Source organism: Sphingobacterium psychroaquaticum, assembly GCF_004421025.1.
Classification (GTDB): domain Bacteria; phylum Bacteroidota; class Bacteroidia; order Sphingobacteriales; family Sphingobacteriaceae; genus Sphingobacterium; species Sphingobacterium psychroaquaticum.
The window spans coordinates 998,036-1,023,620 of the sequence record NZ_CP038029.1 but is presented as its reverse complement, the minus strand read 5'-3'; the positions used below and the strand labels follow the sequence as shown (position 1 = coordinate 1,023,620).

Annotated in this window: 21 protein-coding genes; 7 read left to right on the top strand and 14 right to left on the bottom strand. The window is 43.2% G+C overall.

Annotation, left to right across the window (positions count from 1 at the left end; all coding sequences use genetic code 11):
- The first annotated feature begins 1 nt into the window (after window position 1).
- The 3 genes from E2P86_RS04320 (at window position 2) to bioB (ending at window position 4,145) form a co-directional block, all read left to right on the top strand.
- A complete protein-coding gene (locus tag E2P86_RS04320; RefSeq protein ID WP_134431049.1) occupies window positions 2-1,843 on the top strand; it encodes a RagB/SusD family nutrient uptake outer membrane protein in 1,842 nt (613 codons plus the stop codon).
- Window positions 1,844-1,845: 2 nt separating this feature from the next.
- A complete protein-coding gene (locus tag E2P86_RS04315) occupies window positions 1,846-2,802 on the top strand; it encodes a BT_3987 domain-containing protein (RefSeq protein WP_166785142.1) in 957 nt (318 codons plus the stop codon).
- A 368-nt stretch (window positions 2,803-3,170) separates the two neighbouring features.
- Window positions 3,171-4,145 (top strand): biotin synthase BioB, encoded by a 975-nt coding sequence (gene bioB / locus E2P86_RS04310; protein ID WP_134431043.1) that lies wholly within the window; start codon window positions 3,171-3,173, stop codon window positions 4,143-4,145.
- An 87-nt stretch (window positions 4,146-4,232) separates the two neighbouring features.
- On the opposite strand, the gene trxB is transcribed toward bioB, so the two are convergent.
- From trxB to pyrE, 4 genes are all read right to left on the bottom strand, one after another.
- The gene (trxB, locus tag E2P86_RS04305; protein ID WP_134431040.1) at window positions 4,233-5,195 is read right to left on the bottom strand and encodes a thioredoxin-disulfide reductase; all 963 of its coding nucleotides are present in this window, start codon (window positions 5,193-5,195) and stop codon (window positions 4,233-4,235) included.
- A 16-nt stretch (window positions 5,196-5,211) separates the two neighbouring features.
- On the bottom strand, window positions 5,212-6,147 hold the full coding sequence (locus E2P86_RS04300; protein WP_085474473.1) for a 3'-5' exonuclease: 936 nt from the start codon (window positions 6,145-6,147) through the stop codon (window positions 5,212-5,214).
- Window positions 6,148-6,402: 255 nt separating this feature from the next.
- Window positions 6,403-6,801: an SRPBCC family protein gene (locus E2P86_RS04295; protein ID WP_085474485.1), complete on the bottom strand. Its 399-nt coding sequence runs from the start codon at window positions 6,799-6,801 to the stop codon at window positions 6,403-6,405.
- 19 nt (window positions 6,802-6,820) lie between these two features.
- Window positions 6,821-7,465, bottom strand: coding sequence for an orotate phosphoribosyltransferase (gene pyrE / locus E2P86_RS04290; RefSeq protein WP_085474486.1), 645 nt, complete (start codon window positions 7,463-7,465; stop codon window positions 6,821-6,823).
- Between the two features lie 22 nt (window positions 7,466-7,487).
- Here pyrE and E2P86_RS04285 point away from each other — a divergent pair, with 22 nt between their 5' ends.
- Window positions 7,488-8,075, top strand: a complete 588-nt coding sequence (locus tag E2P86_RS04285; protein ID WP_240775572.1) for an NUDIX domain-containing protein — start codon at window positions 7,488-7,490, stop codon at window positions 8,073-8,075.
- Between the two features lie 45 nt (window positions 8,076-8,120).
- Here E2P86_RS04285 and dctA read toward each other — a convergent pair whose 3' ends face one another.
- Together dctA and E2P86_RS04275 are read right to left on the bottom strand one after the other, a co-directional pair.
- On the bottom strand, window positions 8,121-9,371 hold the full coding sequence (dctA, locus tag E2P86_RS04280) for a C4-dicarboxylate transporter DctA (RefSeq protein WP_085474488.1): 1,251 nt from the start codon (window positions 9,369-9,371) through the stop codon (window positions 8,121-8,123).
- 34 nt (window positions 9,372-9,405) lie between these two features.
- Window positions 9,406-11,247, bottom strand: a complete 1,842-nt coding sequence (locus E2P86_RS04275) for a carbon starvation CstA family protein (RefSeq protein WP_206367990.1) — start codon at window positions 11,245-11,247, stop codon at window positions 9,406-9,408.
- Window positions 11,248-11,513: 266 nt separating this feature from the next.
- Between E2P86_RS04275 and E2P86_RS04270 the strand changes: the two genes are divergently transcribed.
- A complete protein-coding gene (locus tag E2P86_RS04270) occupies window positions 11,514-12,932 on the top strand; it encodes an arylsulfatase (RefSeq protein ID WP_134431034.1) in 1,419 nt (472 codons plus the stop codon).
- A gap of 1,032 nt (window positions 12,933-13,964) precedes the next feature.
- Complete coding sequence (locus E2P86_RS04265; RefSeq protein WP_134431031.1) at window positions 13,965-14,441, top strand: hypothetical protein; 477 nt, start codon at window positions 13,965-13,967, stop codon at window positions 14,439-14,441.
- Between the two features lie 158 nt (window positions 14,442-14,599).
- Here E2P86_RS04265 and E2P86_RS04260 read toward each other — a convergent pair whose 3' ends face one another.
- The 7 genes from E2P86_RS04260 to E2P86_RS04230 form a co-directional block, all read right to left on the bottom strand.
- A complete protein-coding gene (locus E2P86_RS04260) occupies window positions 14,600-14,821 on the bottom strand; it encodes a heavy-metal-associated domain-containing protein (protein ID WP_134431028.1) in 222 nt (73 codons plus the stop codon).
- A gap of 154 nt (window positions 14,822-14,975) precedes the next feature.
- A complete protein-coding gene (locus E2P86_RS04255) occupies window positions 14,976-17,261 on the bottom strand; it encodes a heavy metal translocating P-type ATPase (RefSeq protein WP_134431025.1) in 2,286 nt (761 codons plus the stop codon).
- A gap of 127 nt (window positions 17,262-17,388) precedes the next feature.
- A complete protein-coding gene (locus E2P86_RS18365; protein ID WP_085474493.1) occupies window positions 17,389-17,904 on the bottom strand; it encodes a GtrA family protein in 516 nt (171 codons plus the stop codon).
- Window positions 17,905-17,956: 52 nt separating this feature from the next.
- Window positions 17,957-19,036, bottom strand: coding sequence for a dipeptidase (locus tag E2P86_RS04245; RefSeq protein WP_134431022.1), 1,080 nt, complete (start codon window positions 19,034-19,036; stop codon window positions 17,957-17,959).
- A gap of 4 nt (window positions 19,037-19,040) precedes the next feature.
- Window positions 19,041-20,147, bottom strand: a complete 1,107-nt coding sequence (locus E2P86_RS04240; protein WP_134431019.1) for a D-TA family PLP-dependent enzyme — start codon at window positions 20,145-20,147, stop codon at window positions 19,041-19,043.
- Window positions 20,148-20,150: 3 nt separating this feature from the next.
- Window positions 20,151-20,624, bottom strand: coding sequence for a RidA family protein (locus E2P86_RS04235; protein WP_085474496.1), 474 nt, complete (start codon window positions 20,622-20,624; stop codon window positions 20,151-20,153).
- A gap of 27 nt (window positions 20,625-20,651) precedes the next feature.
- On the bottom strand, window positions 20,652-21,980 hold the full coding sequence (locus E2P86_RS04230; protein ID WP_134431016.1) for a gluconate:H+ symporter: 1,329 nt from the start codon (window positions 21,978-21,980) through the stop codon (window positions 20,652-20,654).
- A gap of 280 nt (window positions 21,981-22,260) precedes the next feature.
- Here E2P86_RS04230 and E2P86_RS04225 point away from each other — a divergent pair, with 280 nt between their 5' ends.
- A complete protein-coding gene (locus tag E2P86_RS04225) occupies window positions 22,261-23,739 on the top strand; it encodes a calcineurin-like phosphoesterase C-terminal domain-containing protein (RefSeq protein ID WP_134431013.1) in 1,479 nt (492 codons plus the stop codon).
- Between the two features lie 81 nt (window positions 23,740-23,820).
- Here E2P86_RS04225 and E2P86_RS04220 read toward each other — a convergent pair whose 3' ends face one another.
- Complete coding sequence (locus E2P86_RS04220) at window positions 23,821-25,584, bottom strand: hypothetical protein (protein ID WP_134431010.1); 1,764 nt, start codon at window positions 25,582-25,584, stop codon at window positions 23,821-23,823.
- Window position 25,585 lies beyond the last annotated feature (1 nt).

Below are 25,585 nucleotides of genomic sequence, written 5' to 3'. Positions count from 1 at the left end.
AATGAGAAATAAAAATTTATTTATAAGATATACTTGGAGAGCAGCTCTAGCTAGTTCGTTACTTTTCAGTGTTGGCTGTAATGACGACTTCTTCAATGAACAACCAGACAATCAACTCAATATTGAAACCATATTTTCAAACCGAGCACAAACTGAGAATTATTGGGGAGGTCTATTTTCTGAGATCCCTGATATATGGAACCAACCGTATACACATTACTTCTCTGCAATAACGGACGAAATTGATGCCTCGAACTGGGTTGACGCTTGGTTAAACAACTATAACTCGGGGGCCGTATCGCCAGATAATGTTCCTAGCAAATACACTTCTTTTTACAATAAGATCAGACAATGTGCCATTTTCTTAGAAAATGTCGACAGAAGTACCGAGCTTTTATTACAAGAAGGAGGAGCTGAGCGTATAAAACAATATAAAGCAGAAGCAAAGTTTTTACGCGCATTTTATTATTGGCAATTGATGAAACTTCATGGCCCTATTGTTATTATGCCGTTGGAGTCCGCTACGATTACAACGGACCTCCAAATCCCACGTAGCTCTTGGGATGAATGTGTAACATTCGTAATGGCGCAGATGGAGGAAGCAAAAGCTGACCTGCCTAATGATTATTATATTTCTGGATCGACTAATCTTATTGAAAATGAGGTTGGCCGAATCAATAAAATGATTGTTGATGCTGTACAATCGGAAATTACGCTATTTTCTGCTAGTCCGCTATATAATGGAAATTCCGAATTGGCATCCTTTAGAAACTTGGATGGTAAACAGCTGATCAACCAAACTTACGATGCCAACAAATGGGTTGTTGCCGCCAAAGAAGCAAAAGAGGCAATAGACATTGCTGAAAGTAACGGAAAAAAATTATATAAAGTAAATGATGCTGATCCATTTACCGCTGCATTTTTATCTGTACGGAATGTTTTCTGGGATGGTTGGCGAACAGAAGGAATTTGGATTCGTCCATCTATAAACAGACATCAATGGGAGTCTCACTCCGCACCGCGTGCCGTAAACGGGACAGCATATAATGGAATGGCTGTATTTCAAGAACTTGTTGACGATTTCCGTATGAAAGACGGTTTAGATATCACACAGAGCTCTATGTACAGCGAAACCACATACGCAACGAGCGGCAATACATATTATGTAGCACAAACTAATAATATGTATGCCAACAGAGAAGCTAGATTTTATGCATATGTAACCTTTAACGGGTCCGTTATACCCGGCGCTCCCAAAGCAGGTATGACTCGAGTAGAATTCTACCCTACGGGTAACTCAGGAAAAAATGGCGCTCCACGAGATTGGCCAAAAACAGGCTATACCGCACGGAAAAACTTACATCCAACATTTAGTATTAGTCCTGCAAGTAGCACGGCACGTCCAGGTATGTTAATTCGTCTATCAGAACTATATCTAAATTATGCAGAAGCGTTAAACGAATCAAATCCTGGAAATCCAGATATACTCAAGTATATAAATCTTGTACGAGTGAGAGGTGGTATTCCTGCCCTAGAAGCTGGCCTAAATCAGGAACAAATCAGACACGAAATACGTTTAGAAAGAAGGATTGAACTATGTTATGAAGGCAAACGCTACTACGATGTTCGTCGATGGAAACTCGTCAATACACCGGGTTACAAACAAGGAGGAACATATACTGGTATGGATATGAATGCAGGAACAGCGCTTAATAGTCCACAATTTCATACACGCGTAAATGCTGTAATAAGAAGAGAATGGCATAATCGTTTTTATTTCTTGCCATGGCACCAAATGGAAATGGATCGAAACAAACAACTTGTTCAAGCACCAGGATATTAATTATGAAAAATATATTAAAGTTACTTATATTGGTTCTCCTCTTTTCAGCTTATTCCTGTAAAAAAGAACCAAAGGATTACGAAAAATCCTCAGATGACAAAACGAATGCACTACTAACGCTTCAAAAAGGAATTAATGGTCGTCAAAACTTAACTGTTTTCCCTCATAATGGAAATCGTACAACTCAAATTGCCGTGAACTATGGGGGACTAGGTGTTCCAGCATCTGATATCGATATAAATATTGAAGTGGACCAAACAGCCTTTGATAGTATTAATAATGTAAGAGAACAGACGGGACTTGCCCCTTTCTTGAAATTTCCAGCAGGGAGTTATTCGTTGGATAACCCCAGCATTAAGATTCCTTCAGGGAAGATTAATTCCAACTATTCAACTCTTACATATAATTCAGATGCCTTTGCTCTTGACAAACAATATCTAATTGTATTTAAAGTTAGCAACAATTCGGGATACAAGTTTGCTAATGGTGTAACACGCGTAGAATTTGTGGCAGCGGTAAACGAAAAAGAACATCCTAAAACTGGTTGGGTAGCGACTGCATCATCCGAACACCCAGGAGAAAACACCGGATTGGCATCTGCATTAATAGATAATAACCTGGCAACGTATTGGCACTCTAAATATAGCGCTGTAGCTGCTGTCTACCCACACGAAGCATCTATTGTTTTTCCAAAAGAGTTGTATACAACAAAAATTTCTTTGCATAAGCGGCAAGCGGCCAACAACACTTGGTTTAAAATTTTTGATCTCTATGGAACAACAGATGGAACGACGTGGAAGCTTATAGGTGAAAATCTTGTAACTGAGGCCGCGGAATTAGGACCTCAATTTTACCCTATTACACCACAGTATCTAAAAGGTGTGAAGCTGGTTATGAAATCGGGACACACAACGGCACAAACAACACATTTAGCTGAAATATCTGTGTTTGGCTATTAAACAAATGAACGTTGACTGCAAAGATTCCTCACTTTTTGCAGTCAACGTTTTCATATTTCCTTTCTCCGCACCTTTCTTTAAGAGAAATATTTAAAATTTGCATCTTTCTTGCTTGCATAAGAAGTAAGGATCGACAAGACCGGACTAATCAGTATATAAAAACTGGAGTATCCCCCCTACCGGAATGCTTGATATTTTTGTCAAAAGCATTTCAATGAAAGATATATTTACTATTATCCTCCACAATCACCATCTACGCAGGGAATGGTGTAGAGACATATTGACTTATTCAGAAAATAAGGCGTTTCAAAAGTTTCAGAAAGGGAAAACCGTCCTCGGATTATACCTCTATAAAAACAACAAAGAACATGAATAATACAGGAACATTGCGTCACGACTGGACAAAACCCGAACTATTAGCAATTTACGAACGTCCGTTATTGGATCTCATATATGAAGCGGCTACTATACACCGTACTTGGCACAAAGCCGATGAAATACAGATATCGACCTTACTATCGGTGAAGACGGGCGGCTGTCCGGAGGATTGTTCGTATTGTGGGCAAGCGGCACGCTACCATACCGATATCAGCGTTCAGGCTCTCCTGCCAACGGACACGGTGATTGCACATGCGCAAAAAGCAAAAGATGCAGGCTCTTCGCGATTCTGCATGGCTGCGGCCTGGCGGGAAGTACGGGACAACCGAGATTTTGATCGTATTATCGATATGGTAAAAGGTGTAAATAATCTCGGCATGGAGGTTTGTTGTACCCTGGGTATGCTAACCGAGCAACAGGCACAGCGCCTGCATGAAGCGGGTGTCCATGCCTATAATCATAACCTCGACACGTCCGAAGAATATTACAAAGAGATCATATCTACGCGTTCTTTTGATCATCGACTCGATACGATAAAGCATGTCCGAAAAGCCGGGATGACCGTTTGTTCGGGCGGAATTATTGGTTTGGGCGAAACTGCTGAAGATCGGATGTCTATGTTGCTGACGTTGGCCAATATGGAAACGCATCCGGAGTCGGTTCCTATCAACGCTTTAGCGCGGGTAAAAGGAACGCCATTGGAGAATAATCCGAAAATAGATATATGGGAAATGGTGCGCATGGTGGCAACAGCTCGGATTGCGATGCCCGCCTCTATGGTCCGCCTAAGCGCTGGCCGTATCGAGATGACGGAGACCGAACAAGCGTGGTGCTTTATGGCTGGAGCAAACTCTATTTTTACGGGTGAACGGGAAACATTACTGGTAACGCCTAATCCAGGCGTGTCAGAGGATAAGCAAATGCTGACCAACTTAGGCCTAAAGCCGATGCGTTCCAAGCGATAGCAAAAAAACAAAAAAGGAGTTCCTGCAAATCGCAGGAACTCCCTTTCAGTATCAAGATAGCTGGATAAAACCAGCCCAAAGTTTTACTTATTCGCCACTTTCTTTAGCTGCTAAGTAGCGTTCCGCCTCCAGTGCAGCCATACATCCCGTTCCAGCAGCTGTAATAGCCTGACGATAGATATGATCTTGCACGTCACCACATGCAAAAACACCTGGAATATTCGTAGCCGTACTGTCAGATTTTGTAACCAAGTAACCTGTTTCATCCATATCCAATACGCCTTGGAACAACTCCGTATTCGGCTTATGTCCAATAGCAACGAAGAAACCTGCAACATCCAATACACGTGTTTCCTTTGTTTGGTTATTCACGACGCGTACGGCATTCACCCCTTGTTCACCACCTAAGATCTCTTCGGTCTCGGTATTGAAAAGTACTTCAATGTTCGCTGTATTTTGAACACGGTGTACCATCGCTTTAGATGCTTTAAATTCATCCTTACGTACCACCATGTAAACTTTTCTACACAATTTAGCTAAATAAGTTGCTTCTTCTGCGGCGGTATCACCTGCCCCTACGATCGCTACATCTTGTCCTTTGAAAAAGAAACCATCACATACCGCACAAGCCGAAACACCAAAACCATTATACTTCTCTTCAGACGGTAAACCCAACCATTTTGCAGTTGCTCCAGTTGCGATAATAACCGTTTCTGCACTCACCCATTTCGTACCATCAATCTCTACTTTATGCGTACCGCCATCTTTTGAAAACTCAACTTTCGTCGCATATCCAAAACGAACATCCGTACCAAAGCGCTCTGCTTGCGCTTTCAGGTCTTCCATCATAATTGGTCCTGTAATACCTTGTGGATATCCAGGGAAATTATCTACTTCTGTGGTTTGTGTCAACTGACCTCCGGGAACAATCCCTGTATATACCACCGGTTTCAGATCTGCACGTGCTGCGTAAATTGCAGCCGTATATCCTGCCGGTCCTGAACCAATAATAACGCACTGTAAGTGCTCCATTTCTGCCTGATTAGTCATTTTATTTTTATAATTGTTATTTTCCAAATTTACCCTGTAAGTTCTTTAGCATATCTGATGTAATAGGCTTTGCCGGTTCACTTACCTTCGTTTGTTGTACTTTTACTTTGTTCACCGCCGCACGCTCTTGCTGTTGCGCATCCCTTTTCTGGCTACGGTGTTCGTTCCACAACTGCTCCAATACTTTTTTCGTATACAATGGGAAGTCTCCATTCTGCATCCAAGCGTAATAGCTAGGTTCCACTTCAAACACATGGGTAACCTTCTTCCCTTTATGTTTACCAAAATTAATTGTTGCATCACCGTCAGCATCAAAGACTAGACGGCCGGCAAAATCAACCGGATTACTTAAGTTGGTAAATTTATGCAAAGCTTCCACATCATTTACAACTGGGGTTGTAACATTTCCGTGCTTGTCTTCATAAGCCACTCCTTCGTATTTTGTCAGCTGTGCCTTCAACACTTCATATGTCGCACGAACATCAGCTTCTGCCGTATGCGCATTATCTAAGTTCTCATTACAATAGAATCGATACGCCGCTTTTAGCGTCCGCTGTTCCATTTGATGGAAAATATTTTGTACATCTACAAAAGCTCTACCGGTCAAAGAAAACTCAACGCGCGCGCGGATGAATTCTTCCATAAGCATCGGGATATCAAATTTATTGGAATTATATCCCGCTAAATCAGCATCTCCAATAAAAGCAGCAATCTCTGCCGCTTTCTCCTTAAAAGGAGGAAGATCTTTCACATCTTCGTCATAAATACCGTGGAACATGGAAGACTCTGCTGGTATAGGCATTTCTGGATTGATACGCATCGTTAATACCTGCTCCTCTCCACTTGGCAACACTTTTAAGATCGCGATCTCAACAATCCGATCTACTGAAATATTTACCCCCGTGGTCTCTAAATCGAAAAAAGCCAAAGGACGTTTAAGTTGTAATTCCATCTATATTTTTTACTTAAAAACTTAGGTTACAAAAATACGAAACTCTTTCCGTGTTCTTGATACCACCGGAAAGAATTGACATTATTCCTATCTTTTAACCCAAGCTTTATTGTTTCGACGATTTTTCAAGGCTGTTTCAAAAAAAAATTCTAAGAATCTACACTTACCCCTACATCAAGCTATGGATGTTGGCTTACTATCTAAACAAAAAAAGGTCGCTATTACTAGCGACCTTTTTTATGCTTGAGGAATATCTTATCCCAAAATTTCTTTTAATCTATTTACCTGATGGTCGACCAATTTCTGCAACGGTCCCGAAGCCATCATTTTCATCATCATATTCAATTCCGCTTCGATTACAAACGTAGCATTCGTAACCTCGGCACCTTGCTCCTCCAACTTCCAACGTAGTGTAATCGCAAAAGGAGCTTCTTCGGAAGGGATACATACAATCTCCTTATTCTCCACGCGATCACTAATCTTTAGCGCCAGCTTCGCCATATTCTTAATGGTAAACCGAGCCTCATCAACGGTCGATGTCCAATTATAAATGTTATCAGGCATCAACTGTTCGTGGTTGTTCAAGTCAGACAAGAACGCATAAACCGCAGCAATGGGTTTATGGATAGCGGTGTTATTTTGGATGATTGTCATATATCAAAGATAATGAAGATTATTCACCTGTCCAATTACTTGGATCACGTCTCCATTGCTCTAACAAATCAACTTCAGACTCCAAGATATAACTATTAGCTACAGCGACTTTAATCAATGAATCGTAATTACAAAGACTCAAGAACGGACATTTAGCGTCAGCAAAATTCTTCACCGCTTCATCAAAACCGTATGTAAAGATCGAGACTAAGCCTACCACATTACATCCAGCCTCACGCAAAGCATCAACCGCCTGTAAGCTACTTTTTCCTGTGGAGACAAGGTCTTCTACCACGACCACCCGTTGGCCACTTACGATCTCCCCTTCAATCAGGTTTTGACGTCCGTGTCCTTTAGCGCTGCTGCGAACATACGTAAAAGGAACGCCTAGATCTTGAGCAACAAGCACCCCTTGCGGAATGCCAGCTGTAGCTACCCCGGAAATCATTTCTACCGAACCAAATTCTTCTTGAATCAACTGAGACAGCTTCTGACGGATATACGTACGGATAGCTGGGTGCGATAAAGTAATACGATTATCACAGTAAATCGGAGACTTCCAACCCGAAGCCCAAGTAAAAGGGTTTTTAGGTTGTAATTTTATTGCTTTAATTTGCAATAAGGATTCAGCAATTTTCTGTTCAACCTCATTTAAATTATTCATGGCGCAAATTTATAAAATTTATATGAACGAATCTCAGCTTATTTTAGCTGATTTCATTCCACGTAAAATACAAAACCCGCAAACAATTGGGTTACAAGATATTGATATTGAAAAACTTTTCAAGTTAGCCAGTACAAAAGGGCAGCCAGCGGTTTCATATTTGTATATCGCAACAAACATTGAAAGTGTATTTAAAACCATTATCCAAAAAGTTAATATTATTAAGGCCGCGGGTGGCCTCGTAAAAAATGGTGAAGGGAATTATCTGTTTATTCATCGTCTTGGTAAATGGGACCTTCCAAAGGGAAAAGTGGAAGAAAGTGAAAAAATGCGAGAAGCAGCTGTGCGAGAAGTCGAAGAAGAATGTGGGATCACGGTCAATTACCTAGGTCGCAAAATCGAAACCACATACCACACCTATATTATGCGTGGCAAGTTTATGCTCAAACAAACCAACTGGTACGAGATGGGCGTTAATAAAGTCCCCAAACTTGTACCACAGCTGGAGGAAGATATCACAGAAGCACGCTGGATCGGTAAAGACGAATTAAACCTAGTCAAGGAAAACACCTATCCGATGATTGCCGAAATTATAAAAAAAATCAAGTAAGCAGCAAAGTTGTGTAAAAGGACGGAACCCCGTCCTTTTACACATTTATCCCATCTTCTCTTCGAGTAATTCTACATCCAAGGCATTCTCATATTTTGCAACAACCAAGGTCGCCGCGGCATTGCCTATAATATTGGTCAAGGCCCGTGCCTCACTCATAAACCGGTCTATACCGAGAATCAACGCCACAGATTCTACCGGCACATGCCCTACCACAGGCAGCGTTGCAGCCAATGTAATAAAACCACTTCCCGTTACCCCGGCCGCTCCTTTGGAAGTCAACAATAACACCAGCAGCAATGAAATCTCCTGTTCCAAAGAAAGATGCATATTCAGTGCCTGCGAAATAAAAACGGCGGCCATGGTCAAATAGATACATGTACCGTCAAGGTTAAAGGAATAACCGGTCGGAATCACCAATCCCACCACAGGCTTAGCACATCCTGCATCTTCTAATTTTTGCATAATCCCCGGCAGCGCAGACTCCGAGGAAGAGGTTCCCAAAACAATTAACAGTTCCTCTTTAATATACCGTAGCAACTTAAATACACTTATACCTACATAAAAATGCAACACCCCTCCGATGACAAAAAGGATAAACACGACACAGGTCAAATAGAAACTCAACATCAGTAACCCCAACGAAGAAAGCGCCTCTACCCCATATTTTCCAATCGTAAAACCCATGGCGCCCATTGCGCCCAATGGCGCCAAATACATAATCATCTTGATAACCGCAAACAAGCCATTTAAAAAGCTTTGTAAGACATCAATCACTGGTTGAGAAGCCCGTGTACCGATCTTCGTCATTCCAATCCCAAAAAGGACCGCAAAGACCAATACCTGCAATAAATTATCCGATGCAACAGCCGCCACTACATTCTCTGGAATGATCCCTAAAATGAAATCAATCGTACTGGTATGTTCGGCCTCTTGTATGTAATGCTGCACAGCCGATCCATCGAGCGTCTTTGGATCAATATTCATCCCCGTTCCGGGTTGAATCCAATTAATAAACACCAACCCTAGGATCAGTGCTACCGTTGTCATAATCTCAAAATAAATAATGGATGTTGCACCGATCTTCCCAACCTTCTTCACATCTTGCATGCCTGCAATACCGATAACAATAGAACTGAAGATTAAAGGTGCTATAAGCATCTTGATCAGCTTGATAAAACCATCCCCCAAGGGCTTCAATTTAACAGCAAACTCCGGGTAATAGACCCCACAGAGGATCCCCAGCAGGATCCCCACTATAACCTGAAAATACAGGCTTTTAACTATTTTATTCATTCTTAATTTAGGTTAGTTGAAATTGGTTATGCTTTTATCTTTCCACGAGTTCTTTGACCGATTCCCCGTAATAATCGCGGTGGTCGGCATCCATCTTCAAGAGTTCATACCAGCGCTTAAATGCACCGATGAAAACGATTAACATTAAGAGCATAGCTAAAACGGCCAGCGATGCTAACAAATATTGTTCTTGCGGCAAATAAACATCCATTACCTGCATATAGCCTGCCCAAAAGGTAATGACAGCCATAAAAACACCTGGAATAGCCGCACACAGCGCATACTTACCACGATTCATCCGAATCAACATGGTGGTACATACAATCAGTCCACAGGCCGCCAGCAGCTGGTTGCTAATACCGAATAACGGCCAAATACTGCTTACATTTCCGGTATAAACCAAATAGCCCCACGAGAAAGTAAATAGAAAACTGCTTATAATAACCCCTGGCAACCAGTTTTTATTCCGAAAAGCAGGAATAACCGTACCTGCCATTTCCTGTAAGAAAAAGCGCCCTACACGTGTACCTGCATCAATAGCCGTCAAGATAAATACAGCTTCGAACATAATGGCAAAATTATACCAGTATGCCATCACATCATCCATAAAAGGTATTTTATCGAAAATATGCGCCATACCTACGGCCAACGACACCGCACCACCGGTACGTCCGTGTAAATCCACCCCAATCCGATCGATAAAGTGTTGTAAGTCTACCGCATGTAAATGTGGATTTGCGGCAATAAAGCTCTCATAGGCTGCCGCGGGTGTATTAATAGCAAAGTAATCTCCAGGCATCAACGTACATGCTGCAATAAGTGCCATTAATGCGACAAAACCTTCGACCAACATCGCGCCGTAACCGACAAATAAAATCTCATTTTCATTGGCCAACATTTTTGGTGTTGTTCCGGTTGCAATAACGGCATGAAAACCAGAAATAGCACCACATGCAATAACAATAAAAATAAAGGGTAATACAGGTCCGCCAATAATGGGACCACCACCGTGAATAAATGGCGTCAAGGCCGGCATTTCCAAGGTTGGATGTACAAATACAATACCCACCGCCAACATCAATATCGTTCCTATCTTCAAATAGGTCGAAAGATAATCCCGCGGAACCAACAGCAACCAAATAGGCAGCACCGACGCAAAGAAACCGTACACTGCTATGGCGATCGAAATGGTTTTCACATCCCAGTGAAAAAGATTGTTGATATACTCGTACTGCATCAGGTTGTGCCCACCGATAATACCGGCTACCAAAAGCACACCGCCCAAAATACTGGCGAATGTTACTGAGTTTTGGCGATAGCGCATAATCAAGCCCATTATGATAGCAATCGGCATGGTGATGATAACCGTAAAAAGAGACCAAGAGGCTTCATGCATCGCACTGATGCAGGCTAACGATAAACCGGCTAAAGTCAATATCAAGATAAACAAGACCGCAACTCCGGCAATAGCCCCTGTTGTTGGACCAATTTCTTTGCGCGCGATACTGGCCAGGCTTTCTCCTTTATGGCGTACCGAAGCAAAGAGCACCACCATATCATGCACCCCACCGGCTAGCACGCAGCCAATAAGAATCCATAACGTGCCGGGCAAATAACCGAATTGCGCAGCCAATACAGGACCAACCAAAGGTCCCGCCGCCGCTATCGCAGCAAAATGGTGCCCAAAGAGTACTCCTTTATTGGTCGAGACATAATCTTGTCCGTCTGCAAACTCAACTGCCGGAGTCTGATTGGCAGCATTTAAGCGTAACACTTTATGTGCCATAAAGACACCATAAATCCGATAAGAAATAGCGAAAATCAACAAGGCTGCAAACACCAAGGTTAATGCATTAATTCCGTTCAAATATTCCATATAAAAAAACTGATTTAAACTGGTTAGACATACACTACGCACAGAAAATCATAGGTAAAGCATATCTAGGTTATAACAGCAACAATATTAATAAATAATTTTAATAATTGAATTTGTTTTATAAAAAAATTTTATAATTCTTAGGTTTTGTGTATTAATTATACAAATTTCAGGAGATAAAATCATATTTTATTGATACTTTAGTTGCGTCTGAACCGGACACCATTTCTAAGCAAAGATTATCAACCAAGCCACATGCAATCACTATGTCTATAAAATCTTTTTTTACACTATTAATTTTTAGTTCGTTAATTACTGTTGTGACGGCACAGAACAAACGCCCCAACATTATTTTAATTATGGCTGATGACCTGGGCATCGGTGATCTAGGCGCCTATGGTCAGACCAAGATAGCAACCCCTAATATTGATGCACTTGCAAAAAAAGGGATTCGATTCGAGAACTTTTATTCGGGCACGTCAGTTTGTGCGCCTTCTCGGTCTTCGCTCATGACGGGGCAACATACGGGACATACACACATTCGAGGCAATAAAGAAATTGAACCGGAGGGACAGGAACCGTTAGCGGACTCGGTGACGACCTTTGCGATGTATCTCCAGCAGGCGGGTTATGCGACGGGCGCCTTTGGAAAATGGGGATTGGGCATGATCGGTACATCCGGCGACCCCACCCGTAAAGGTTTTGACGAATTCTATGGCTACATTTGCCAGCGACAGTCGCACCGCTATTACCCGACACACCTGTGGCACAATAGCACCAAGGTGATCCTCCCGGGCAATGATCTCACAACAAAAGCAGTCTACGCACCAGAAAGCATACAAGAGAAAGCTTTAGATTTTATGGATCAGCATCGAGACAAGCCTTTTTTCTTATTTGTACCAACAGTTTTGCCACACGCTGAACTCGCGGTTCCAGTCGATGCTTTTTACGAAAAGTATGCGAATGCATTCCCTGAGACGATGCATAAAGGCAATGACTATGGACCGAAAGCTACCGTCCCAGGCTATGCTTCTGTGGAGAAACCACGCGCAACCTACGCCGCCATGGTGAGCCGGATGGATGCCTACGTGGGTGAGATCCTGAAGAAAGTAGAAGCCTTGGGCATCGCGGATAACACCATTATTATGTTCACCAGTGATAACGGTGCGCACCGTGAAGGTGGGGCGGATCCTGCATTTTTCAACAGCACGGCCGGCCTGCGCGGCTTTAAGCGTGATCTATATGAAGGTGGAATTCGAACGCCTTTTATTGTTTCGTGGCCACAACAAATTAAACCGAATCAGAACAGCAATCATGTGGCTGCTTTTTGGGACATTATGCCTACCCTACTGGATGTTGCACAGATTAAACTGACGACTTATAGCGATGGTATTTCTTTTGCGCCGACTTTAGTCCAAAAGGGCAAACAGCAGAAGCATGATTATCTGTATTGGGAATTTCATGAGGATGGTGGGCGACAAGCTGTCTTGTATAAAAACTGGAAGTTGATAAAACAGAAAGCAAAATCTGCGGAGTCGGCGTACATGGAGCTTTTTGACCTTAAGAAGGATCCCCGTGAAACAACGAATCTTGCGGCGCAACATCCTAAAGTCGTGCAGCAATTATTGGCTTTGATCGATGAAGCGCATACAGAGAATGCGATTTTTCCTTTTGTAAAAAAGTAAGGGGAAGTTAAGGAGGGAAGTCGATGATTTTATGTTTTGGTCTCTATGACGGCCGGGCATCTTTAGTAGTTGGTCGTTGGTAGCGAGTAGTTTGTAGTTTGTAGCTGATAGTTTGTAGAGAGTGCAAGTATCTAAAAGCGGATAAGCTCAACGTTACGATGAACATACTACGTCATCTCGACCTCAGGAGAGATCTACAGACACGGCACGGCTACGTACCTCATGGACTTAAGTCAATGACTTTATGCTATGGCCTCTATGCCGGCCGGGCATCTTTAGTAGTTCATAGTTGGTCGTGAGTAGCTGATAGTTTGTAGTGGGTGATAAGTATCTAAAAGCGGATAAGCTCAAAGCAACGATTAACATACTACGTCATCTCGACCTCAGGAGAGATCTACAGACACGGCACGGCTACGTACCTTATGGACTTAAGTCAATGACTTTATGCTATGGCCTCTATGCCGGCCGGGCATCTTTAGTAGTTCATAGTTGGTCGTGAGTAGCTGATAGTTTGTAGTAGGTGATAAGTATCTAAAAGCGGATAAGCTCAAAGCAACGATTAACATACTACGTCATCTCGACCTCAGGAGAGATCTACAGACGCGGCACGGCTACGTACCTCATGGACTTAAGTCAATGACTTTATGCTATGGCCTCTATGCCGGCCGGGCATGTTACTTTTTGCCGAAAAAGTAACCAAAACTCGTCGCTAGGAATATTTGCAAGGAGTAGCCTATGCAGGAGCAAGTTGCTACAAGCTGCAAATATTCCTCAGGCGACCTTGGGTGATTAAGGAAGCTAGAAGCTATATAGGTAGTGAGTGGTTCATAGTGGGTAGTTCATAGTTGGTAGATGGTCGTGCGTAGTTGGTCTTAGGGGAATTAAGGAGTTAAGAGGTCAGGTCCGTGGCGACTACCCCTCTCCATCATTGCGAGGAGCGCAAAGACGCGGCAATCTCACCGTTAAACAAAAACCACCGTTGTATATTCCGGAAATAAAACCGTAAATTAGAACAACTTAACACCCCATGTTATGAAAAAGTTGTTTATTTCCATCCTTTCGTTATTTTTTGTCGTAAGCAGTTTTGCCCAAGAAGAAGTAGAAGCCGCTTCCAGCGGCAGCTCCTGGATCTGGGGACCTTCGGTCGGATACCAATATCAACGTGGCAGTTTTGTTAAAATATCCGGCTGGGGTTTATTTGCACCCAACCTGAGTCAATATATGAAGATTGATGCTGGTGCAAACTTCACCTGGATGGGTAGCGGTACCACCGTCATTCCGGAGCTGGGATTTACATACTACCTCAGTAACCGAGGAATTTGGCCTTTCATCAAAGCAGAAGCAACACCTTACACCCTAACACCAAAAGTAGGCATCAGTCTATTGTCCTTCGTGGACATTGGTCTTGGCTATGGCATTGATATCAATCAGAAGAGTGGATTCAAAAAGCTAGACGGTTTTACCGGATCCATTAATTTTAATCTCCCACTAAACTTTTTCATTCGATAGGAAAAATCACCGCTATCCCCCTTATCGTTGCACCTATAAAAGCGTAAAATGATTTTACACACAGCTTTTCAGTAAAAAAGGTTGCAGTCTAAGACCACAACCTTATTTTGAATATGACAACCTAAAATCCCCGATAGGACAAATAAAAGCGACTTAAACTATTCTGCAATCGGTTCCGCTTTGAACCCCTTTTTCGTAATGATATCGACTACTGCCTCTTCCGTAAGTCCTGTCGCTGTAATCGTCAACACTTTATCTGCATTGGCTGTATCGACATCCCATTCGCAAATTCCGTCTATATTATCCAAGTCTGCCTGTACCTTAGACACACACCCACCACAATTAAGGTTTGTTTTAAACTGAAGTTTTTTATTTTCCATGATTTTATCCTTTTACTATTTATTTTATGTTACAAATATCCGTTGATTTTCAGTCCGGCTCTTTACAACTTTTATGGTTTAATTTATAATATTTACTGCTTTTAACCTTTTGGCCTGCGCAGCACACCTTTATCTTAAACCGGATTCTTACACCCTATTTTTTCCATTTTAAGCGCAGGCTATTACTCACCACGCTCACACTACTCAATGCCATTGCTGCTCCTGCAATCATTGGGTTTAAAAGAAAACCACTGATCGGATACAACACACCGGCCGCCACTGGAATACCGATTAAGTTATAGATAAAGGCCCAAAATAGATTTTGCTTAATAGTCGCTACCGTACGTTTCGATAGCCGGATAGCTTGTGGTATTTTAGTCAGGTCTGATGAAATAATGGTCATCTTAGCCACATCCATTGCGATATCACTGCCCCTCCCCATGGCAATACTCACATCAGCTGTCGCCAGCGCCGTACTATCGTTAATACCATCACCCACCATCGCCACTATTTTTCCTTGTCGCTGTAATTCCTTCACAAAATCAGCCTTATGTTGCGGCAATACCTCCGCTTTATAGTGTTTGATACCGGTCTGCTGTGCAATTGACTTTGCGGTCGACTCATTATCTCCCGTAAGCATATAAAGATCGATCCCCATGCCCTGCATTTCCTGGATTGCTTGAACAGAAGTAGCCTTGATCTTATCCGAAATAGCGATCACCGAAAGTGCTTGCTGCTGATTGGCGAACCATATAACTGTTTTAGACTGACTGCCCCACACCTGCGCGAAGCGCTCTAATTCGTCCGATATCGTAATATTATTCTCCTGCAAAAGCTTCCTATTGCCGACATAGTAAGTCGTCCCGTCATAAGCCGCCTTTGCCCCTTTACCCGTTATACTATCAAACATAGACAAGGTGGTCGTCGGCACACCATCCATATGTTTGACCACGGCCTCCGCCAAGGGATGTTCAGAAAGTTTTTCCATGCTGAACAAAATACTAGCCGACGTATTATCCTCGTTCAACCACTTCATATCCGACACTTGTGGCCTTCCTTCGGTAATTGTTCCCGTTTTATCCAACACAACCACATTGACTTTCTTCGCTAATTCAAGACTTTCAGCATCTTTAATCAAGATCCCCTGTTCGGCCCCCTTCCCTACACCGACCATAATAGCCGTTGGAGTTGCCAAGCCAAGCGCACAAGGACAAGCGATCACCAAAACTGTCACCGCTGCGAGCAATCCTTGCACCAAGCCATTATTGCCACCAAAAATAGCCCACAACGCAAAAGTAATGATCGCAATACCGATCACCACGGGAACAAAAATACCTGCAATCTTATCCACCAATTTCTGTACCGGTGCTTTACTGCCTTGTGCATCTTGAACCATCTTAATAATCTGTGCCAGCATCGTTTCTTTCCCAACCTTAATGGCCTTAAATTGGAAGCTTCCTTTTTGATTGATTGTACCCGCAAATACTTTCTCGTTTTCCTGTTTTAGTACAGGCACAGGTTCACCACTTAGCATACTCTCATCCACATATGATGTTCCCGAAACGACCATACCGTCGACCGCAATTTTCTCCCCTGGTTTCACCAGGATGATATCCCCAGGGCTAACTTCTTCGATCGCTTTTTCATGCTCCACTCCATCCGACCCAACCACGATAACCGTTTTTGGCTGTAACCCCATCAGCTTTTTTATAGCTGTAGAGGTATTGCCTTTCGCTTTTTCTTCCAATAATTTACCCAGCAAGATAAATGCAATAATAACTGCAGCAGCTTCAAAATACACATGGGTATCTAAGCCACGATGACGCAAAAAATCAGTAAAAAACATGCTAAACACACTGAAGACATAAGCTATACCAGTACTTAATGCAACGAGTGTATCCATATTTGCGGATCGAAATTTAGCTTGCTTCCAGGCGTTGATAAAAAAATCTTTGCCCAACCAGAACACAACCGGCGTAGAGAAGGCCCACATTATCTCATTTCCGTAAGGCATATCCATAAAGAACATCCCAATAATAACCACCGGTAAGGATAGTATAATCGCCCAGATAGTCTTGCTTTTTAACGCCTGATATTTCTTTTCATGAATGGCTTCGAGGGTTTCTTGTTGCGTGCTTTCCTCTTCGATCAGGAGATCAAAACCAACAGATTGCACTGTTTTTTGTAGAATATATGGGTCTGTCACCGCAGGCGAAAACTCTACGGTGAGATTTCCTGTGGCAAAGTTTACTGCCGCCTGGAGAACACCAGGGGCTTGCGCGACAATACTTTCAGCACTCCCTGCGCAAGAGGCACAGGTCATCCCTAGTACGGGAAATGTCTTTTTGACCGACGTTGTGTCATGGTTGAAGTTACGAGGCTCACTTGCTGCATCTTCCAAGGAGATGTCAGCTATTTCTTTATTGTTATGGGTTGCCATTTTTCGATTGTTTTAAATTAACAATACAAAATTGGCTACAATATTTTGGTTGGTTGTTACGTAATTATGGAATTGATTTATAAGATTTACTGATCCATCCTATTTGAAACAACCAATAAATCGGTTTTCAACTATTAGATCGCCTAAAGGTAAAATACTTCTGCATCAAAAAACTATATATAGTTATTATTGCCGTACAAATAATTTGAGATGGAGTAGGATAGAAATGTAAAATCTCAACCAAAACCTTCAGCAACAAATAATTCATCACTAGCGAACCCATGTTCGACACAAAGTACCGCCATAATCGCTTACCTAAGTCATGGTTTCCGTTGGCATGGAACACCATGAAATAGTTGAAAAAAAATCCAGTAAAAAACGTAATGGCGAATGAAAATAGTAAGGAAAAAATGTGTGGACTGATGGTCACCAATCCAAGCACATTGATATTTTGTTTTTGTGTAATAAAATGAAAAGAAACAAAATATAACGCCCAACTTAACAGCACATTGAAACTACCCCAAAACAAATATTTGGATCGCTGGTCTCGTAGAATAACATATAATTTTTCCGGTAAAGGAACGAACTTACTGAACACAAAAAACTTTATTAGACTTAATTTCACAACGCCTTTCTTCGACATCGATAAAGATGCGAAAGTAGAGAAATATTATTAAAAGATTGCCCTCTGTCTCCTACAACGCCTTTCGCATAAATCGTAACCAGTTACCATGCGCAATTTGAGCAATATCGTTCTCACTATAGCCACGCGATCGTAGGATTGGAAACACCTTCTGTATATCCGCGATAGTTTCAAGATCATACGGACATTGCTCCCTACCGAAAGCACCATCCAGGTCACTTCCTACAGCTACGTGTGCGGTATTACCCGCAAGCTGGCATATATGATCAATATTATTTGCCATAATCTCCATATTACACTGCGTACCGAGTGGTGTAGATGTCCCACGCACCCAATTAGGCACCATCATCCAGGCATCCAGTGCCACCCCGATCACCGCATCCCGTTCAAGCAATGCGCGGATCATGTCATCACTAAATTGACGGTTGTGATCCACAAAAGTCCGACAATTATTATGACTCGCCCACACCGGACCTTTGTATCGGCCGAGGGCATCCCAAAAAGCATCATCATTCAAATGCGTGGCATCAAGAATCATCTGAAGCCGATCCATCTCCGCCAAAAGCGCCACGCCATCGGCGTTCAACTTGCCACGCGCATCCGTACCATTGGCATAACGCCCCGGACCATAATGCGCCGGACCAATTGCCCGAAGGCCATCGTTATATGCTTTCTCGACATAGCTGATATTCACCATCGAATCGGCTCCTTCCAGGCTAAGGATAAAGCCAATTGGTTTATCACTATTATCAGTACCATCCGTCCACTGCGCCACATGCTGATCCAAATCCACCCGATTGCGAATCATCCGCAATTGGCCATCCGCCTCCATGGCCTGGTACCAAGCAAGCTGCCCTTGCGTTTGCGCCCATGCCTGCTCTGGCGAAAGCCAACCCGGGAGCGTACTTCCCGGTTTTACATAACGGGCAATCTGCGTCGCCACCACCAAACCAATATTTCCACGTCGTAGCTCCCCAAAGGTCACCGTAGCAAGGCCACGGTCCGGCTTATCACGCATCCCCTCTTCGCGCGCATTCAACTCCGAAATAGAAACCCGTAAATCCCTATTCCATTCCATGGCATTCATACTCAGATCAAGATGACCATCTATCAAAAAAGGTTGTTCATTCATGCGCTTAAAAATTTAGCATTCTATTTCTAGCCATCACCGGCCAGGTCGTTACTTGTTGTTCATCCTCAATCACCTGTACCCGATCATAAAGAGCAACCGTCGGGCAGATATGTGTAGGTACCGCATACAATGTCGTGCCGAGCGGGTATACCTGACTATCGTTGACCGTGAGCACCAGGTGTTCCTCACTCTGAAAAGCAGGAACTGCATCCGGTGCATTCAAGATCAGTACCCGAGGTAATGGTGGATCCGAAGCCACAGCTTTATAGCCTAGATCGACACACACATGCGTTTCATCGATTACCGAGATAACCCGTGTTAAAAGTACTGCAGCATAATCAAACTTCTGTTCTGCAATGCGTTGGCGATACCCCCAGTCCCAAAAAATAAAAGTCCCCGGACTACAGATTACATCGTCTCGTTGCGCATTACTCGTAAAGGAAGGAGATCCGCCAATTACCAGTTTTAAAGGATGTTCACATACCGGCTGAAGAAGGTTATAAGCTTCCAACAGCATCGCATAGCTCGCATCTGATTCCATTTTACGAACAGCAGGATCCGCATCATGGATGTGCCCATCATACGCATGTAAACCTTCCAACCTGAGGTCGTCCTGCAACTGAAGCTCCTCCCACAGGCTCAAAACACGCTTAAGCGGTGCGCCTGTACGCCCCATCCCAACATCAAGATCCAAGTAGACCGACAATTTTTTATGTTTTATTTGAGCCGTTGCGCCCAATGCTTTAATCGCATCCTCATGATCCACCAGGCATGAAAAATGAGTCTCCGGATACGCGGCTATTAAGTCTACCCACCGTGCTACTTTAGGACCAACCGGTTGATAGGCCATCAACACATCGGGTGCACCACTTAACGCAAGCATTTCCGCTTCGGCAATGGTCGAACACTTAAATTGCTGAATACCTTCTGCCAGCATCATCTGTGATACCTCCAGCATCTTATGGGTCTTTACATGCGGACGAAGGCGAGCCGTATTCCCCGATACCATTTCCTTCAACAAGCGGATGTTCGCTCGCATACGTTCGGGATATACCAAAAGAGCCGGAGAATCTACGCGGGACACATCCGCTACCTTATACCAATCTGTCATCCGCTAGCCCTCGTGCAGTTCAAATAGTGCTTCTATTTCTACTGGAATATTGTCCGGTAAAGAGCCAAATCCGACAGCACTGCGTGTACCAATCCCATTTTCCTCTCCCCACACTGCTGCAAAAAGCTCACTACAGCCATTGATAATATAGGGATGCCGTTCAAAATCAGGACTACAGTTCACCATGCCCAATACTTTGATAACGCGTTTAATTTTATTCAAGGAACCCAGGTTGGTTTGGATGGTCGATAACATGGTCAACCCCACTTGTCTAGCCGATAGTTTGCCTGCCTCAGCATCCATATCCACACCAATTCGGCCAATAATTAAAGTCGCATCATCTTGAACAGGCCCATGTCCCGACAAGTACAAGTACTTCCCATCGATTACATAAGGCTTGTACACCCCTTTTGGAGCTGGAGCTGGCGGTAACGTTAATCCCAATTTCTCAAACTGTTCGTCTGCATTATACATCATCTTTATATTTTTTTAAGTTAAATTCATTTACACAACAAAGGACAAGAGCAGCACCGCCAATAGACCTACAATAGAAACAAGTGCCTCCATCACGGACCATGACCGCAGCGTATCTTTCACGGTTAAGCCAAAATATTCTTTAAACATCCAGAAACCCGCATCGTTAACATGCGAAAACATCAGGCTCCCCGCACCAATTGCCAATACCATTAAATTCGGGTTTACCCCCGAGGATTGCATTAAAGGCAGCAACACGCTCGCTGCGGTCAGAGCGGCCACTGTTGCCGACCCCACACAACCTCGAATGATCGCTGTAATAGTCCACGCTAAAATCAGCGGGTGGATGGGTAAAGTCTGAAGGCTCTGTGCCAGTAAAACGCTTACCCCACTCTCTTCCATTACCTGCTTAAAGACACCCGACCCGGCAATGATCAACAAGATCATGGCAATATCTTTGACGGCCTCTGTATAGATTCCCATAATATTTTTCATGGAACGTCCGCGATAAATACCTAAGGAAAAGGTAGCATAGATAATGGCAATCAGCATCACGATAGCGGGTGAACCAAAGAAAGTAATAAGCTCGTGTGCGAATGCGTTGGATGTTGGAATAAGATAAGGAAGTATCGTCAGCAATACCAATAAAAATACAGGTAATAAAGCGGTAATAAAACTATTCCAGGCAGTCGGCCGACTATAGCTCTCGTATTGTGCATTATTTTCCTGTGGTTGAAACACCTCCGATTCACCGTTTTTTATCCGACCCAGCGTTTTTCCAAAAATAGGCCCTCCAATAATTATCGCAGGAATAGCCACGATAAGGCCGTAAATTAATGTCATCCCCATATCGGCACCGAAGAGCACCACTAGTGCAACAGGTGAAGGATGCGGTGGTATGAAACCGTGGGTAACAGACAACGCGGCCAGCATCGGTAAACCGATATAAACCGCGGATAGTTTATACTTGTAAACAATCGAAAAAATCAAAGGAACTAAGAGTACAAAACCAACGCCATAAAACAAAGGTATTCCCACCACAAATCCCGTAAAAGCCATCCCCCACTGGAGGTGCTTGACACCGAACAGCCGCACCATTACGGTTGCAATATTTTCCGCAGCGCCGCTCTCCGCGATAATCTTACCGAGCATTGCCCCCAGCACAATAATAAGCGTAAGCCCACCCATAATGGCCGCAATTCCTTTCTCGACGGTACCCGGTATTTTTATCAATGGAATGCCCAAAGCAACAGCTGTAAGGATAGACACGATGAGAAAAGAAAGAAAGGCATTGACCTTGAAATAGGTGATGCTCACAATGAGCAACAACAGGCTTAGGAGTACAATGATAAATACCATCAACGTTTATAATATAGGTTTAGCGATACAGCACTCTCCTCGTGAAAAACGCTGGTTACTTCCTCTAATATAGCAATATATAAGCGAACACAATATAATTATTAAAATAAATTCAAAATATGTCAGGGCCTCTCTCCTTGACCTGGCCCTCCCCAAAAAAACAGACCGGACGCACTCTTTTTTCACTTTTTATTCCGTACAAACAAGCATACTTTAGGTATCTTTGTTCCGAATTCGAAACTCATTGTTTCGGGTTCTTTTACCTACACCTATTCTGCAAATGAAAAAAATAGTACCGCTCTTGTTCCTGGCTTTTTTTGGTCATACAAGACTTACGGCAACACCAGCCGAATCCCCCGTTAAGAAACACGTTATCATGGGAACCGTTTTTTTAGATGCCAACAAAAATGGTATACGCGAAAAATCAGAACGTACCTTAAAAAATATTTCTGTATCGAACGGCACCACGATTGTAACCTCCAACAAAAAGGGTGTATTTACCCTACACAGCTATACCGGACAAACCATATTCCCCATTCTCCCGACCGGTTATATATCGAGCCATTCCAGCAGTAAAATCGAGAACACAAAATTTCGATACATAGACCCGGCTCAAATGAACCCGGATACAATTATAGTGGACATTCCGCTTATCAAGGAAGTACAGCCTTCCATCTTCCGAATTGGCGCCATCGGAGATGTCCAGGTTGATACAGAAGAAGAGCTGTCCTACGCCTCTAAAAGCATCTTTACAGAGTTAACGCAGCGTGAAGATCTACAATTCAACTTGATACTAGGTGATTTGGTCAACGACAAGATGCCGCTTATGCCTGCAGTACGTGCAGTAATGGATAAAACAAACGCTCGGTACTGGACGGTACTAGGTAACCATGACAGAAATAGCGAGAGCACTCACCTCAATGATGTTTTCACCCGTAACATGGGTGCCGACACCTACGCGTTTAACTACGGAGGGGTACATTTTATTGTCCTGAACAATGTCTTTGCGACAGGCAATAGGTCTTACGAAGGCCGAGTCACTGCTGATCAACTTACCTTTTTAGCCGCAGACCTCAAGCGTGTATCCAAGCATACCACGATCGTTCTGAGTCAACATATCCCTATGGCATTTACACACAACCAAAAGGAAGTCCTTGCCCTGTTGGAGGGGTATCAGAAGGTATTGATCCTAACCGGCCATACACATAACGTGAACCGCTACTTTTTTGACAACGAGCATATCCACGAACTGGGAGCTGGAGCAACCTGCGGCAACTGGTGGCGTGGCGAAAAAGACCGCGACGGTGTTCCCGATGCTTTAATGCAATGCGGTACACCTAGAGGCTATTTCACTATTGATTTCGACAAAAACGATTATCATATACGATTTAAAGGGGTTGGTCTTGATGCACAACATCAAATGCGATTGATGATGGATAGTACCCACTTAATTTTAAATGTTTTTGGTGGCAGCAAGTATACCGATGTACAAGTACAGATCGATTCCTCGGCATGGATGCCTATGCAGAAAACAAGCCGCGTAGATCCTTTAGTTGGGGACACCCGGAACAAAAACCAATCAAAAGTATATCCGACAGCAGGAAATACAAGAAATCCACTAGGGACTAAAGAGTCTAGCCATATCTGGCAAATGGAAACCCCGACAGCATACAAATCAAAAATTTGTCGCATCCGAATTCATGCTAAAGACCGTTTTGGCTTTGCTGCGGAACAGGAGTTTATGATGCATATGCCTTAGAACTTTAGGGCTATAGCATAAAACAAAAAGGAGGTGTACTAAACTTTAGTACACCTCCTTTTTTTTCACCATACTGTTTTGTTATGGAATATCGTAACGATATATCTTAACTTTACCATCAACTACTGTCGCTAAGAATGGAATGCCATCATCTGCAATGCGCAGTGTGAGCTTATCACCATTTACGGTACTGATGGTTTTCGCTGGGGTCCAGTTTTGTGTCAGGGGATCAAATGTCATTACCTTGATACCATTCGCATCACTATGTGCAAAATAGAGTATGCCGTTCGGGTGAATAGCCAAAGCGATATTATCACGCGTGGAATTACCCGACGCATTATGACTAATTTCTGAACCAATCTGTCTCCAGGTAGCACCGTCATATTTCATGACATAAGATTTTTTATCTGCGTTGGCCTGTGACTGGAATACCACGTATACCTCACCTGCTTCGGACGCCTCAACATCCATCAGGTTCGCGCCATATACCGTCGGACTTGGTGTTATCATCGCCGTTCCTACACGCTCCCACATCAAACTATTGTCGTTAAGACGATAGATCGTTGGTCTACGGGTTGTACTGATACCATCCATCACGGCATAATAAACCTTGTTGTCTCTTCCTTTACGTACGCGTGTGTAAAGCGTTGCTGGTGCGGCATCGATCATGCGCGTTGACCAGGCCCCGTTTGTAAAGAATGCAGATACTGTCGAACGGTTGGCAGCTCCAGCCTCTGCACGTGCAGCAGAATACCCCAAAACAGGTATATTGGATGCATTGGTTGCGATATGCAGATAATTCACCCGATGGGCCGTTCCTTGTGGCTTATTCAGATACTTCCAACTATTATTTTCATATTTCTGGATCGAAGCATACTGTACCGAATCATTTTGCGTTTCATAATCCTTGTACGAAGCATAAATAATCCCATTATCGTCGATAGCGATACCAGGAGCATCGGTACGTCCCGCCGAAATACCATCTTGTGTGCCCAATAATTTCCATGTTGCACCATCAAATTGTGCGGCTACGGCTTTACGTGTTTTATCGCCATCAGAGGCACTCCGCGTGAAAAGGATTGCAGGTTGATTCGTCAACGGATTCAGCGCCATACTAACTTCACCCACCGTAAAATCACCTACAGGGCCCAATGGCATTTCGAGCCATTCTGGTGCCGTTAACCGCCCAATTTTGATTACAAATTTTTCAGGTGCAATTGTTTCGGCATCTGTTACTTCATAAATCACTTCTTGGTTGAAATCGTTTGCTGATTTCTGGCTCGTCTGTACGGTACCATTCACCTTGACGACAGCATTCTCTGTCGTTTTGTATCGTGCGACCAGTTTTGTTACATCGGCATCAATGGGTAAATCCACCGTAATATGCAATCCATCAAATTTAGCAACGTAATCTCGGAACAAAACATTTTCATTGTCTGCTGCATAAAAACCGAAGGATACAATGGCCGCATTGCGTAATGCAATAACCTGTACAAAGCCCATATCATTAGGGCTGGCGATTCGATAATTGAGCGTATCGCTCATATTCACCACACTAACACCGCTTTCCTGTACTTTATTATCGAGATACACAATCGCTTGTTCACTACTGCTTTGGAAACTCGGTTTGGCTTGGTTAATGTTCACCGAGTTTGGTACACGTATGTAGACGGTATTGCCATCAATCGTTCCATGAACGGGAGCGGCCAACCCTGGATGCGCAGTTGGCTCTAAACTATAACTGGTAAAGCGTACCTCACCATCATAGCCAATTTCATACTTTTTACACCCCAGGACACTGAGTGCAAGTACGGATAAGAGAAATAGATAGTTCCTTAATTTCATA

Bases quoted from the DNA above. Each gene is read 5' to 3' on its own strand.
- E2P86_RS04320 (WP_134431049.1), top strand. From the start codon at position 2: ATGAGAAATAAAAATTTATTTATAAGATATACTTGGAGAGCAGCTCTA.
- E2P86_RS04315 (WP_166785142.1), top strand. From the start codon at position 1,846: ATGAAAAATATATTAAAGTTACTTATATTGGTTCTCCTCTTTTCAGCT.
- bioB (WP_134431043.1), top strand. From the start codon at position 3,171: ATGAATAATACAGGAACATTGCGTCACGACTGGACAAAACCCGAACTA.
- trxB (WP_134431040.1), bottom strand. From the start codon at position 5,195: ATGACTAATCAGGCAGAAATGGAGCACTTACAGTGCGTTATTATTGGT.
- E2P86_RS04300 (WP_085474473.1), bottom strand. From the start codon at position 6,147: ATGGAATTACAACTTAAACGTCCTTTGGCTTTTTTCGATTTAGAGACC.
- E2P86_RS04295 (WP_085474485.1), bottom strand. From the start codon at position 6,801: ATGACAATCATCCAAAATAACACCGCTATCCATAAACCCATTGCTGCG.
- pyrE (WP_085474486.1), bottom strand. From the start codon at position 7,465: ATGAATAATTTAAATGAGGTTGAACAGAAAATTGCTGAATCCTTATTG.
- E2P86_RS04285 (WP_240775572.1), top strand. From the start codon at position 7,488: ATGAACGAATCTCAGCTTATTTTAGCTGATTTCATTCCACGTAAAATA.
- dctA (WP_085474488.1), bottom strand. From the start codon at position 9,371: ATGAATAAAATAGTTAAAAGCCTGTATTTTCAGGTTATAGTGGGGATC.
- E2P86_RS04275 (WP_206367990.1), bottom strand. From the start codon at position 11,247: ATGGAATATTTGAACGGAATTAATGCATTAACCTTGGTGTTTGCAGCC.
- E2P86_RS04270 (WP_134431034.1), top strand. From the start codon at position 11,514: ATGTCTATAAAATCTTTTTTTACACTATTAATTTTTAGTTCGTTAATT.
- E2P86_RS04265 (WP_134431031.1), top strand. From the start codon at position 13,965: ATGAAAAAGTTGTTTATTTCCATCCTTTCGTTATTTTTTGTCGTAAGC.
- E2P86_RS04260 (WP_134431028.1), bottom strand. From the start codon at position 14,821: ATGGAAAATAAAAAACTTCAGTTTAAAACAAACCTTAATTGTGGTGGG.
- E2P86_RS04255 (WP_134431025.1), bottom strand. From the start codon at position 17,261: ATGGCAACCCATAACAATAAAGAAATAGCTGACATCTCCTTGGAAGAT.
- E2P86_RS18365 (WP_085474493.1), bottom strand. From the start codon at position 17,904: ATGTCGAAGAAAGGCGTTGTGAAATTAAGTCTAATAAAGTTTTTTGTG.
- E2P86_RS04245 (WP_134431022.1), bottom strand. From the start codon at position 19,036: ATGAATGAACAACCTTTTTTGATAGATGGTCATCTTGATCTGAGTATG.
- E2P86_RS04240 (WP_134431019.1), bottom strand. From the start codon at position 20,147: ATGACAGATTGGTATAAGGTAGCGGATGTGTCCCGCGTAGATTCTCCG.
- E2P86_RS04235 (WP_085474496.1), bottom strand. From the start codon at position 20,624: ATGATGTATAATGCAGACGAACAGTTTGAGAAATTGGGATTAACGTTA.
- E2P86_RS04230 (WP_134431016.1), bottom strand. From the start codon at position 21,980: ATGGTATTTATCATTGTACTCCTAAGCCTGTTGTTGCTCATTGTGAGC.
- E2P86_RS04225 (WP_134431013.1), top strand. From the start codon at position 22,261: ATGAAAAAAATAGTACCGCTCTTGTTCCTGGCTTTTTTTGGTCATACA.
- E2P86_RS04220 (WP_134431010.1), bottom strand. From the start codon at position 25,584: ATGAAATTAAGGAACTATCTATTTCTCTTATCCGTACTTGCACTCAGT.